Consider the following 13,059-nt stretch of genomic DNA (forward strand, 5'->3'; position numbering starts at 1 on the left):
CTACTTCACTTCCGGCGGTGTCTGGAAGGTGTGGTAAGGCGCAGGCGAGGGGATCGACCACTCCAGGCCTTCGGCGCCATCCCAGGGTTTGGCCGGTGCCGGCGCCCCCCCACGGATGCACTTGATGACAATGAACAGGAAGAAGATCTGCGTGGCACCGAACATGAACGCGCCGATCGACGAGACCATGTTGAAGTCGGCGAACTGCAGGTTGTAATCGGGGATACGCCGCGGCATGCCGGCCAGGCCGACGAAGTGCATAGGGAAGAAGGCCAGGTTCATGCCGATGAACGACAGCCAGAAGTGCAGCTTGCCGAGGGTTTCGTCATACATGTGGCCGGTCCACTTCGGTAGCCAGTAGTAGGCCGAGGCGAAGATGCCGAAGATCGCCCCGGGCACCAGCACATAGTGGAAGTGTGCCACCACGAAGTAGGTGTCGTGGTACTGGAAGTCCGCCGGGGCAATCGCCAGCATCAACCCGCTGAAGCCGCCGATGGTGAACAGGATGACGAAAGCGATGGCAAACAGCATGGGAGTTTCGAAGGTGAGCGAGCCTTCCCACATGGTGCTCACCCAGTTGAACACCTTCACCCCGGTGGGCACGGCAATCAGCATGGTGGCGTACATGAAGAACAGCTCGCCCACCACCGGGATACCGACCACGAACATGTGGTGCGCCCAGACGATGAACGACAGAAAGGCAATGGCGCCGGTGGCGTACACCATGGAGGTGTAGCCGAACAGCGGCTTGCGCGAGAACGCCGGGATGATCGAGCTGACCGCGCCGAAGGCCGGCAGGATCATGATGTACACCTCGGGGTGGCCGAAGAACCAGAACACATGCTGGAACAGCACCGGGTCACCACCCCCGGCGGCACTGAAGAAGCTGGTGTCGAAGTGGATGTCCATCAGCATCATGGTCACCACGCCGGCCAGCACCGGCATCACCGCAATCAGCAGGAACGCGGTAATCAGCCAGGTCCAGACGAACAACGGCATTTTCATCAGGGTCATGCCCGGGGCGCGCAGGTTGAGGATGGTGGCGATCACGTTGATCGCACCCATGATCGAACTGATGCCCATCAGGTGGATGGCAAAGATGAAGAAGGTGACGCTGGCTGGCGCATAGGTGGTGGACAGCGGGGCGTAGAAGGTCCAGCCAAAGTTCGGCCCGCCGCCGGGGCTGAACAGGGTCGAGACCAGCAGCAGGAAGGCCGCCGGCAACAGCCAGAAGCTGAAGTTGTTCATGCGCGGCAGGGCCATGTCCGGCGCGCCGATCATCAGCGGGATCATCCAGTTGGCCAGGCCGACAAAGGCCGGCATCACCGCGCCGAACACCATGATCAGGCCATGCATGGTGGTCATCTGGTTGAAGAAGGCCGGCTCGACGATCTGCAGCCCGGGCTGGAACAGCTCGGCGCGGATCACCATGGCGAACGAGCCACCCAGCAGGAACATCATGAAGGCGAACCACAGGTACATCGTGCCGATGTCCTTGTGGTTGGTGGTCAGCACCCAGCGCATCAGGCCCTTGGCTGGGCCGTGCGCGTGCTCATGGCCACTGGCATGGTCGTCGATCACTGCACTCATGTCCTGTCTCCTGCAATCCGTTGATTGCCGCGAGTAACCCGGTTCACTTGGCTTCTGCCTGCTTCAGCGCCAGCACGTCCTTCGGCGTGACCATGTCGCCCTTGTTGTTGCCCCAGGCGTTGCGCTCGTAGGTGATCACGGCGGCGATGTCGACTTCCGACAGCTGCTTGCCGAAGGCGGCCATGGCCGTGCCCGGCTTGCCGTGGAAGACGATGCTCAGGTGACCTTCCTTCGGCCCGGTGGCGATTTTCGAGCCCTTCAGCGCCGGGAACATCGGCGGCAGGCCTTGGCCTTCGGCCTGGTGACAGGCCACGCAGGTGGTGTGGTAGACCTTGTCGCCGCGCTCGACCAGTTCTTCCAGGGTCCATTCCTTGCTGGTCAGCTCCTTGAGCTTGGCGGCCTCGGCCTTGCGCTCGCCAAGCCAGGTGTCGTAGTCGGCCTTGGATTTCACCTCGACCACCACCGGCATGAAGCCATGGTCCTTACCGCACAACTCTGTGCACTGGCCGCGGTAGATGCCGGGTTTTTCGATGCGGGTCCAGGCTTCGTTGACGAAGCCGGGGATGGCGTCGCGCTTGACCGCAAAAGCCGGCACCCACCAGGAGTGGATCACGTCGGCGGCAGTGACCAGGAAGCGCACCTTGGCGCCCACCGGCAGCACCAGCGGCTGGTCGACCTCCAGCAGGTAATGCTCGTCCTTGGGCGCCTGGTTGTGGATCTGCTCGGCGGGCGTGGCCAGGTTGCTGAAAAATTCCACGTCCTGGCCCAGGTATTTGTAGTGCCACTTCCACTGATAGCCCGTAACCTGTATGTCGATGTCCGACTCGCTGGCGTCGTAGATGTCGATCAGGGTCTTGGTGGCCGGGATGGCCATGACCACCAGGATCAGGAAGGGGACCACCGTCCAGAGGATTTCTACCCAGGTATGCTCATGGAAATGCGCGGCCTGCTGCCCGGTAGAGCGGCGGTGGACGACCATGGACCAGAACATCGCACCAAATACCACGATGCCGATGATCACGCAGATCCAGAAGATGGTCATGTGCAGGTCGAAGACGGCGTTGGAGACTTCCGTCGCCCCCGGGTGCATGTTCACGGTCCAGGCCGCGTTGGCCTGACCAAAAACCGACCACAACAGCAGGCCCATCCAGACATGTGGATGTCGCATCATTGCGGGTTCCCCTTCTAATTCTTGTTGTCCCGGAGGCGTGGCCTGCGGCAAGAGGGAACGGCGGTCAAGACTGCCTGGCTTCGACGACCGAGCCCCTGCTAAAAGCAGTCGGGCCTCATCAACGAATCACGTTCAACGGGAGTATAGACAGCGACCAATGGCACGCAATGCAGCCTGTGAAATGAACTTCACGTATTGACCAAATGGCTCGAAAAGCGCGTGCTTGATAGGGTGTGGCCAAATAATGGCCATTCGATATGCCTGAGAGCGCACACGTTTGCGCCGTTTATAACAAACAAGTCTTAGGCATTCTGTATACCGAGCTAATTTAGTGTCTTCCGTTTGAAACGTAATGTCCCTGGAGTTGTCATGAACATCGCTGCTGTACGCGAGCAGGTAAGCCAAGCCCATCAACACGAAGGCCAGACCGGCCAATTGAAAACGCGTCTCGAGCTGCAACTGCCCCACCTGCACCCCTCGATCCAACTGCCTGAGCAGGACGCCCAGGGTACTTTGGCGCGCTTCGTCAGCGCCTACATCGACCAGGTTCCGGAACTGCTGGAGGCGGCCCACGCGGTTGCCCGCGAGGCCGGGATCGAGTCGCAGATCAAACCTGTACTGAAAATTGCCGAGGCGTACTTCCTGCAACCGCCCAGCGTGATGCAAGGGCATGTGGGCCTGGATTGCCTGCTGGACGAGGCCTACCTGGCGCACCGCCTGGTGGAAGAAGTGAACGACCTGTACATCCGCCACTTCAAGCAACCACTGATTCCGGTCGATACCACAGTGGCGAACCTGATTGCTCACCAGCTGATTGGCGAACCCTTTGCCAACCAGCTGGACGAAGTGGTGCACCATTCGGTCGACGAAATGCTCGATGACGCGAGCTTTGCAGTGGAGTCGGTAGAGGCTTATCGCGAGAAATTGAGCAGCCCGGAAACCGGCGCGGCGTGGAAGCGCTGGCCGTGCCTGTCGCGCCAGCTGGGTGTTGAGCTGGGTCAACCGGCCTGATATTCCTGTTCCGGCCTCTTCGCGGGTGAACCCGCTCCTACAATGTTTTCGTGTCAACACGTTACCTGTGTAGGACCGGGTTCATCGAGGCGTCGAACCGCCGCGAATAGGCCAGTTCAAGCAATACAAAACTTCAGCTTTAGGCCCCAACCCCCGCCGTAGTCCGCAACCGCCCCTCAATCCGCCGCTTCAACCGCCGCTGCTCGATCAACAACCGCGACCCATTCGCCGAGTTACTCCGGCCCCAATCCTCCAGCAGTTCCAGGCATGAGTGATCGATATAGCTCAAGTTACCCAGCGGCACATGCAGGGTGGTCCCCGCTGGCACCCCATCCAGCACCTGGGTCAACGCCGGCACCTTGAGGAAAGTGGCCGCGCCACTGAGCCTTAGCTCCATATGCCCAGCCTTATCCAGGCTGACCAGGTTGATCCTCAGCCGCGCCGCCTTGAACGCCAGCTTCAGCAAGGTCAGGGCAAAACCGAGCAGCACACCCGTCAACAGGTCGGTGAAGATGATCGCCAGCGCCGTCACTGCATAGGTGAACATCGGCATGCGCCCATAGCGGCCCAGCCCGCGAAACGCCTTGAAGTCGACCAGTTTGACCCCGGTAAACACCAGTACCCCCGCCAGGCTCGCCACCGGAATTTGCTGCAGCACACTGCTCAGCGCGACCACGAAGGCCAGCAACCACAGGCCATGGAAGATCGCCGAGGCCCGGGTTTGCGCCCCCGCCTGGACGTTGGCCGAGCTGCGCACGATCACCCCGGTCATTGGCAGGGCACCGAGTATCCCGCACAGCATGTTGCCGATGCCCTGGGCCGACAGCTCGCGGTCGAAGTCCGAACGCTGGCCGCTGTGCATGCGGTCGACCGCTGCTGCCGACAGCAAGGTTTCGGCGCTAGCGATGAACGCCAGGGCAAACGCGGCGACCAGCAGGGTAGGGTCGGCCAGTTGCATCAGGTCACCCGGGTGGAGCCAGTCGATGGCCTCGGACAGGTCTGCCGGCACCTGCACGCGGTTCACCGGCAAGGCCAGCCACATGCTCACGGCGGTCATGCTCGCCACCCCGAGCAGTGCACCGGGCACGAAGCGTAGCCGCTGCGGCCGCAAGCGCTCCCAGCCCCACATGATGGCGATGGTACCCAGGCCCAGCGCACCGGCTATCCAGCCAGCGCCAGCGTTCTCCTGCGGCAGGGCCGCGCTCAAGGTTGCCGGGAACTCCAGCAGGTTCTGCAGGCCCGACGGCTGCGGCGCAGTGTCGAACATCACATGCACCTGTGACAGCACGATCAGCACGCCAATCCCCGCCAGCATGCCGTATACCACCGCCGGTGCGGTAACCCGGAACCAGCAGCCCAGGCGCAGGCGCCCCGCCACCAACTGCAGCAGGCCGGCCAGCAACAGGATCGGCCCGAGCATGGCCATGCCGTGCTGGCGCACCAACTCGAACACCAACACCGCCAAGCCCGCGGCGGGGCCGCTGACTTGTAGCGGAGAACCCGCGAGGAAACCCACAACAACACCGCCGATAATGCCGGTAATCAGGCCTTTTGCCGGTGGCATGCCCGAAGCAATCGCAATACCCATGCACAACGGCAAGGCCACCAGAAAGACCACCACCGACGCCAGCAACTCACGCGGCAGGGCCGCTTTCAACTGTGTAATGTTCACTGTGTTTCTCCTTTATCCAGTCGCACAGCCATTCCCCTGGCCGTGGGCACGTTTGCCCCTGACAAACGCGCAGGCGCGGGCCGCCAGCGGGCGTGCCGGCAAGGCAGTCAGGGAATTCAAGGCAGCAGAAGGCCGCGCCACACCCCTACAGGGTGCAGCCGGCTATCAAGGTTTCAGCGGGCGGACGGGTCGCTTAGTAGCGGCCTCTCGGAGTGGCGCAGGGCACTGGCTCGCCAGCAGCCAAAGGCAGGAAGCTGTCGCTCGCGGCGTCGTAGGCTTCGATCTTGCTGGTCTCGATGTCGTACACCCAGCCATGGATGAACAGCTCGCCAGCGGCCAGGCGCGAAGCCACCGAAGGATGGGTACGCAAGTGATGCAGCTGGGCGATGACGTTTTCCTTGGTCAGCACTTGCATCGTTTCGTGTTCACTACCGCAGGAGCAGTTGTTCTCGACTACGGTACGGGCCACTTCAGCGTGGCGCAACCAGGCGCCAACGGTAGGCATCTTGGTCAGCGACTGCGGGTTGAGTACCGCACGCATGGCGCCACAGTCGGAATGGCCGCAAATGATGATGTGGTGCACTTTAAGCGCCATTACGGCGTATTCGATGGCGCTGGAAACGCCGCCGTTCATCTGGCCATAAGGCGGTACCACGTTACCCACGTTGCGGGTCACGAACAGGTCGCCAGGGGAACTCTGAGTGATCAGCTCGGGCACGATGCGCGAATCGGCGCAGGTGATGAACATGGCGCGCGGCGTTTGCGCAGTGGCGAGCTTCTTGAACAGCTCTTGCTGATCGGGGAATACATCATGGTGAAAGCGCAGGAAGCCGTCGACGATGTGCTTCAAAGCAGCATCGGCGCTTTCCGCGGGGACCTGCGGTACGACCTTGGATGGGTCCTTGACGGGCATGATTCATCCTCTTGACGGTGAGTAGGTAAATCCATTTTACCGGTGAAAGATTCTGGCTATGCAGGGATTTAGATGACACGCACGGGCCATAGATCACAGTCGGTGTGGACTGGTTTCCTACGCTAGCGGGGAAAACTTAACTGAAACTTAATTCGAAGGCTCTAGAACGGGTGTTCCAGATGAAGAAGGCGGGATCTGGATAATAGCAAAAAAACATCAGCTGCCAATATGTATTAGCGTAATTATTAACTCGGATTAGTTGCATTCGAGGCTGGCAATACGCCCCCTGTAGGAGCGGCCTTGTGTCGCGATGGGCTGCAAAGCAGCCCCACGATCTTGGTAGCAGTGCTGATATTGCAGGGGCTGCGTTGCAGCCCATCGCGACACAAGGCCGCTCCTACCGGGGGCCGCGCAACCATCGGGAACTCAGAACAGGGCCATCTGCCCACCCGGCGGGCAGAACGCCGAGCAATCCAGCGTCTGCGCCTCCCGCCCCTCGAACGCCAGGCGTTTCATGGCCTTGGCAAAGCGCTGCGCCAGCAACTCGGCAAACACCCCTTCACCGCGCATGCGTGCGCCAAAACGGCTGTCATACAACTCACCACCGCGGCTCTGGCGGATCAGGCTCAACACATGCGCCGCCCGCTGCGGGTAATGGTCCTGCAGCCACTGCTCGAACAACGGTGCCACCTCCAGGGGCAGGCGCAGCATCATGTACGCCGCGCTTTGCGCGCCAGCCTCCTTGGCCGCCTCGAGCAGGCGCTCCAGTTCGCTGTCGTTGATCATCGGAATCATCGGCGAGCACAACACGCCCACCGGCACACCCGCTTCGCGCAATACGCGTATGGCCCGCAACCTCGCGCCAGGCGAGGCCGCCCGCGGTTCGAGCACGCGTTTTAGGTCATCGTCCAGCGTGGTCAGGCTGATCATCACCCGCGCCAAGCGCTGGCGGGCCATTTCGGCGAGCAGGTCGAGGTCGCGCAATACCAGCGCACCCTTGGTGACGATGGTGACCGGGTGGCGAAAGCGCAGCAGCACTTCAAGCAGGCGCCGGGTCAGCAACTGTTCCCGCTCGATCGGCTGGTACGGATCGGTATTGGAGCCCAGGTTGATCGGTGCGCACACGTAACCCGGCTTGCTCAACTGTTGCACCAGCACCTCGGCGGCGTTGGTCTTGGCGATCAGCTTGGTCTCGAAGTCCAGGCCAGGCGACAGGTCCCAGTAGGCATGTGAGGGGCGGGCATAGCAGTAGATGCAGCCATGTTCACAACCACGGTAAGGGTTGATCGAGCGGTCAAAGGGCAGGTCGGGCGAGGTGTTGCGGCTGATCACCGATTTGGCCGTCTCGATCCGCACCTCGGTGCCTTGGCTCTGCGGCACTTCCTGATACCAGCCGTCATCCTCTGCCTCCGAGTGGTTCGGGGCGAAGCGGTTGTGCGGGTTGTGCGCCGTGCCGCGGCCTTTTTGCGGTGCTGGAGGAATCATGGCCTGCCCCTTATACTGTACCTATATACAGTATCGCGCATGCACTAATCTTTCCAGCACCTCTGGTCTACCTACTTCAGGCCATGCCAGCGCAGGTACGCGGCTTGGCTGGCGGGCCGGCCAAGAAACGCCTCGATGCCTTCGCGCAACGGGCGCGATGCCCCCGGGGCGAACAACGCGTCTTGCAGCGCCCGGCCTGTAGCCCGATTCAACAAGCCCTCTGCCTCGAAGCGGGTGAACAGGTCGCAGGCATGCACATCCGACCACAGGTAGGCGTAGTAGCCGGCATCGTAACCGTTTACCAGATGATCGAAGGCATGCGCCGGGTGCTCGAAATCAGCCAATGGCCAGTAGCCACAACGCTCACGGGCGTCATTCAGGCGCTGCTCGAGGGAGCGGCCATCGTTCGGCGTGCCGTGCAGGTCGATGTCAAACAGCGCCAGGCTCAGATTACGCGCAGTTTCCTCCACGCCCTGCTGCCGCAACCCCTGCAGGTACTGCTCGGCTTGCAGCCGGGTCAGCTGGCTACCATCGCGGGTGTGCGTCGAGATCGCCGCCAGGTAGCTCGCATCCCACACCCAGCACTCGAACAGCTTGCCAAACAGCTCCACACCATCGGTACCCAGCTCGGTGACGTTGGACATCACATGGTTGGTCGTACGTACCTGCAAATGGTGCAGGGCATGGCCGAACTCGTGGAACAGCTTGCGCAACGCCAGGTGGTCGAGCAATGGCTGGCGGCCTGGCAGCGCCTGCGGCACATCACAGAAAACCACCACCGAGGCCACCTGATAGATCCCCTCGGCATCGACCCGGCGGTTTCTGACATAGGTGGTGAACACTGCGTCCGGCTGCTTGCCGGCGTGTTGCACGGCATCCAGATACAAGAAGCCGATGAAGGCGTTGTCCTGCCACACCTCAAACGGCTGTACGCTGTCTTCCCAGGTAGCCAGGGGCTTGGGTTTCAGTTCCACACCAAACAGCTTCAGTGCCAACTGCTGCAACGCGCCGACCACCGCACCCAACGGGAAGTATTCGCGCAACGATTCGCTGGAAAACGCCGTGCGCGAAGCGGCCTGCAGGTAGTCATGATCCCAAGGCTGAGGTTGCCCCAGGCCTTTGTCGGCAGCCAGGCGCTCCACCTGCGAACGCCAGCGCAGCATGGCCGGTCGCACATCCCCCGCCAGATCGTTGAGAAAGCTGCGCACCTGGGCCACCGAACCCGCGCTCTTCACATGCAGGCTCTGCTCCAGGTGGCTGGTAAAACCGAGCAGAAGGGCTGTTTCTTCACGCAATTGCGCCAGCTGCTCCAGGTGCCAGCGGTTGTCCTGCTGTGGATCATGGCTGACCCCACGGCCGTGGAACGCCCGGTACACGCGCTCTCGCAACGGGCGGTGGGCAGCATGCCTGAGCACGTCGTCAGTCGTGACACTGTCACAGGCAATCAGCCAACCTGGCTCACTTGCCTGCTGTGCCCGTGCAGCCATTTGGTCGCGTATGCGTTGCGGGATGCCGCTCAGCTCGGCCTCGTCGGTAACGCTCAGGTCCGGCCGGTTGATATTGCTGCGGAATGCCTCACGGGCTGCGCCAATCTGCGCCTGAAGACCTGCCAGGCGTGCTTTGTCAGCGGTGTCGAGCAACACGCCACTTGAAGCGAATTTGTCCAGATGCCAACGCAACGTGGCGCGCTTGTCGGCATCCAGTTGCTTGCCGATTTCGCTACCGGCCAAGCGCTGATACAGCGCATGCAGGCTACTGTTGACGAATTTCTGCTCAAAGCGTGCGGTAACTTTACCGTAGAAATCGACGATGGCATTGGCCCAGGCCACATCCCGATCAACCAACGGCGAGGCCGCATACAACACCGCCAGCAGCCGGCTATCCAGCCCATCCACGGCCAGCACCATGTCATCCCATGTAGGCATCGCCTGCTGCTCTAGAATAATGCGCTCGATACCTTGTTCATGCGCCAACAGCACATGGTCAAAGGCCGCACGCATATTTTCGAGGGTGATCGAAGAGTAATCGACGGGGATATGGCTATTTTGCAGGAGGGGGTTGTCCATCGCGCAGCACCTTGCTCGTAGTGAAGAGCAGGCAAGCTTGCATGGCCAGCGGGCAGAAGGTGGCCTGAGTATCTACCACCCAGGCCTGCCTGCCCGGGCATTGCGCCCGGGCGGCAAAGTGGCTTTATTCAGCCGGTTTCTTCAGCTTCGGGTTAGGGAAGAACTGCACCGTCTGCACCTTGGCCGGTGCCGCTTTCGGCTCCAGATGGTTAACCCGGGTGCCCAGTTCCTTCGGCACCGACAAGCCCTGCTCGTTGAGGGTATCGGTAAAGCCGCAGGCCACGCATTCGCGGTGCGGTACGCCGTCTTCGTTCCACATCATCAGCTTGTCGGGCTCGCTGCATGCCGGGCACACGGCCCCGGCAATAAAGCGCTTCTTGGTCTTGGTCACGGCTACCTCACTCATGCCGCAGCGGCCTCGGTCAGGCCACTGTGGCGCAGCAATGCATCGATGGAAGGCTCGCGGCCACGGAAGTCGACGAACAGCTCCATAGGCTCACGCGAACCGCCACGGGCCAGGATCGCCTCACGGAAGGCGCGACCCGTCTCGGCGTTCAGCACGCCTTCTTCCTCGAAGCGCGAGAAAGCGTCGGCCGACAGCACTTCGGCCCACTTGTAGCTGTAGTAGCCCGCTGCGTAGCCGCCGGCAAAGATGTGCGCGAAGCTGTTGGGGAAGCGGTTGTACGCCGGTGGGCGCATGACCGACACCTCGTCGCGCACACCTTCAAGCACCTGCAGCACGCTGCGGCCGTCGCCATGGCTGGCGTGCAACTCGAAGTCGAACAGCGAGAACTCCAGCTGGCGCACCATCATCATGCCCGACTGGAAGTTCTTCGCCGCCAGCATCTTGTCCAGCAGGTCCTGGGGCAGGGCCGCACCGGTTTCATAGTGGCCAGAGATCAGCGCCAGGCCTTCCGGCTCCCAGCACCAGTTTTCCATGAACTGGCTTGGCAACTCGACCGCATCCCAGGCCACGCCGTTGATTCCGGAAACCCCGGCATGCTCGATGCGGGTCAGCATGTGGTGCAGGCCATGGCCAAATTCGTGGAACAGCGTGGTGACTTCATCGTGGGTCAGCAGCGCCGGTTTGCCAGGCGCGGCCGGGGTGAAGTTGCACACCAGGTTGGCCACTGGGCTCTGCAGCTGGCCGCCCGCAGTGCGGCGACGGTCGCGGGCGCCGTCCATCCAGGCACCGCCACGCTTGTTGGCGCGGGCATACAGGTCGAAGAAGAAGCGGCCGACGTGCTGGCCGTTTTCCTTGATTTCGAACAGGCGCACATCGGGGTGCCAGCTGTCGAAGCCTTTCAGTTCGGCGATTTCGATGCCGTACAGGCGCTGCACGATGCTGAACAGGCCGCCCAGCACCTTGTCGATCGGGAAGTAGGCGCGCAGGGCTTCCTGCGACACGCTGTAGCGCTGCTCGCGCAGCTTCTCGCCAAAGTAGCCGGCGTCCCAGCTGGCCAGTTCAGGGGTGCCTTGCTCGGCGGCGTAGGCCTTGAGCTGCTGCAGGTCCTGGGCGGCAAACGGCTTGGAGCGCTTGGCCAGGTCACGCAGGAAGCTCAGCACCTGGTCGCTGGACTCGGCCATCTTGGTCGCCAGGCTCAGCTCGGCGTAGTTCTTGTAGCCCAGCAGCTCGGCCAGTTCCTGGCGCAGGTCGAGGATTTCCTGCATCACCGGGCCATTGTCGTTCTGGCCGGCGTTCGGACCCTGGTCCGAAGCGCGGGTGCAGTAGGCCGCGTACAGCTCTTCGCGCAGGGCGCGGTCGCTGGCGTAGGTCATGACTGCGTAGTAGCTAGGGAATTCCAGGGTGATCAGCCAGCCGTCAAGGCCCTTGGCCTGGGCGGCGGCGGCCATCTGTGCCTTGGCCGAGTCGGTCAGGCCAGCCAGCGCGGCTTCGTCGGTAACGTGCTTGGTCCAGGCCTGGGTGGCGTCGAGCAGCTGGTTGGAGAACCGGCTACCCAGTTCGCTGAGCTTGCTCTGTACCTCGGCATAGCGCTGCTGCTGGTCCGCCGGCAGGTCGATACCCGACAGGCGGAAGTCACGCAGGGCGTGCTCGAGGATAGTCTTTTGCGCCACGTCGAAGCTGGCAGCCTCAGGGCTGGCGATCAGCGCCTGGTAGGCTTCGAACAGCGCACGGTTCTGGCCCAGTTCGGTAGAGTAGGCGCTCAATGCCGGCAGGCACGACTCGTAGGCCTCGCGCAGTTCGGCGCTGTTGCACACCGCATTGAGGTGGCTGACCGGGCTCCAGGCAGCACCCAGGCGGTCGTTCAGTTCGTCCATGGCCTGCACCAAGCCGGCCCAGGTAGGGTTTTTGCCTTGCTTTTCGAGGATCTCGGCAATGGCTTTACGGTTGTCGGCCAGGATCGCTTCGATCGCCGGCAACACGTGTTCGGCACGGATTTGCGAGAAGGGCGGCAGATCGTACGGCTGCAGAAGCGGGTTGTTCGCACTCACGGTTCGGATACCTTGGCAGAAGAAACACTGCCCCATCTTAATTACAATCGACGCCGACCGCAGCAGGCAGCCTGCCTATCGGCACAGATGAGAGACGCTATCATGGCCATTCGCAGCTTCCAGCAACACACTCCGAAAGTGGGGCCCAGGGCATTCGTCGACCGTTCGGCGGTGGTGCTGGGGGACGTGGAGATCGGTGAGGACAGCTCAGTCTGGCCACTGACCGTGGTGCGCGGCGACATGCACCGCATCCGCATTGGTGCGCGCACCAGCGTGCAGGATGGCAGCGTGCTGCACATCACCCACGCCGGCCCGTTCAACCCGGACGGTTTCCCGCTCATCATCGGTGACGAAGTGACCATCGGCCACAAGGTGATGCTGCACGGCTGTACCCTGGGCAACCGCATTCTGGTCGGCATGGGCAGCACCATCATGGACGGCGCCATCGTCGAGGACGAAGTGATCATTGGCGCCGGCAGCCTGGTGCCGCCGGGCAAGCGCCTGGTCAGTGGCTACCTGTACATGGGCAGCCCGGTGAAACAGGCTCGGCTGCTGAACGACAAGGAGCGCGCGTTCTTTTCCTACAGCGCGGGCAATTATGTGAAGCTCAAGGACCAGCATCTGGCCGAGGGCTACGATCAACCTGAATGACCGTATTCGCGGGTAAACCCGCTCCCACAGGGTTACCTCTGGCCCT

General features: G+C 62.1%; 10 protein-coding genes. 2 read left to right on the forward strand and 8 right to left on the reverse strand.

Annotated features, from left to right (window positions below; translation table 11 throughout):
- Both ctaD and coxB read right to left on the reverse strand, forming a co-directional pair.
- Positions 1-1,590 (reverse strand): cytochrome c oxidase subunit I, encoded by a 1,590-nt coding sequence (gene ctaD / locus ACI2KG_RS12355; RefSeq protein ID WP_404662104.1) that lies wholly within the window; start codon positions 1,588-1,590, stop codon positions 1-3.
- 43 nt (positions 1,591-1,633) lie between these two features.
- Positions 1,634-2,761, reverse strand: a complete 1,128-nt coding sequence (gene coxB / locus ACI2KG_RS12360) for a cytochrome c oxidase subunit II (RefSeq protein ID WP_404662105.1) — start codon at positions 2,759-2,761, stop codon at positions 1,634-1,636.
- Between the two features lie 369 nt (positions 2,762-3,130).
- Here coxB and ACI2KG_RS12365 point away from each other — a divergent pair, with 369 nt between their 5' ends.
- A complete protein-coding gene (locus ACI2KG_RS12365) occupies positions 3,131-3,772 on the forward strand; it encodes a hypothetical protein (RefSeq protein ID WP_404662106.1) in 642 nt (213 codons plus the stop codon).
- Positions 3,773-3,911: 139 nt separating this feature from the next.
- On the opposite strand, the gene ACI2KG_RS12370 is transcribed toward ACI2KG_RS12365, so the two are convergent.
- From ACI2KG_RS12370 to prlC, 6 genes are all read right to left on the reverse strand, one after another.
- Positions 3,912-5,444: a SulP family inorganic anion transporter gene (locus ACI2KG_RS12370; protein ID WP_404662107.1), complete on the reverse strand. Its 1,533-nt coding sequence runs from the start codon at positions 5,442-5,444 to the stop codon at positions 3,912-3,914.
- Between the two features lie 193 nt (positions 5,445-5,637).
- Positions 5,638-6,357, reverse strand: a complete 720-nt coding sequence (locus ACI2KG_RS12375) for a carbonic anhydrase (RefSeq protein WP_003253046.1) — start codon at positions 6,355-6,357, stop codon at positions 5,638-5,640.
- 426 nt (positions 6,358-6,783) lie between these two features.
- The gene (locus ACI2KG_RS12380) at positions 6,784-7,842 is read right to left on the reverse strand and encodes a PA0069 family radical SAM protein (protein ID WP_404662108.1); all 1,059 of its coding nucleotides are present in this window, start codon (positions 7,840-7,842) and stop codon (positions 6,784-6,786) included.
- A 71-nt stretch (positions 7,843-7,913) separates the two neighbouring features.
- The gene (locus ACI2KG_RS12385; protein ID WP_404662109.1) at positions 7,914-9,908 is read right to left on the reverse strand and encodes a M3 family metallopeptidase; all 1,995 of its coding nucleotides are present in this window, start codon (positions 9,906-9,908) and stop codon (positions 7,914-7,916) included.
- Positions 9,909-10,032: 124 nt separating this feature from the next.
- Positions 10,033-10,314, reverse strand: a complete 282-nt coding sequence (locus ACI2KG_RS12390) for a YheV family putative zinc ribbon protein (RefSeq protein ID WP_404662110.1) — start codon at positions 10,312-10,314, stop codon at positions 10,033-10,035.
- A complete protein-coding gene (gene prlC, locus ACI2KG_RS12395) occupies positions 10,311-12,362 on the reverse strand; it encodes an oligopeptidase A (RefSeq protein WP_404662111.1) in 2,052 nt (683 codons plus the stop codon). Before prlC ends, ACI2KG_RS12390 begins: the two co-directional genes overlap by 4 nt.
- Positions 12,363-12,464: 102 nt before the next feature.
- On the opposite strand from prlC, the gene ACI2KG_RS12400 reads away from it, so the two are divergent.
- Entirely contained in the window at positions 12,465-13,013 is a 549-nt protein-coding gene (locus ACI2KG_RS12400; protein ID WP_004575263.1) for a gamma carbonic anhydrase family protein, read from the forward strand.
- Positions 13,014-13,059: the final 46 nt, after the last annotated feature.

This window comes from Pseudomonas sp. NPDC089407 (genome assembly GCF_044900445.1).
GTDB lineage: Bacteria > Pseudomonadota > Gammaproteobacteria > Pseudomonadales > Pseudomonadaceae > Aquipseudomonas.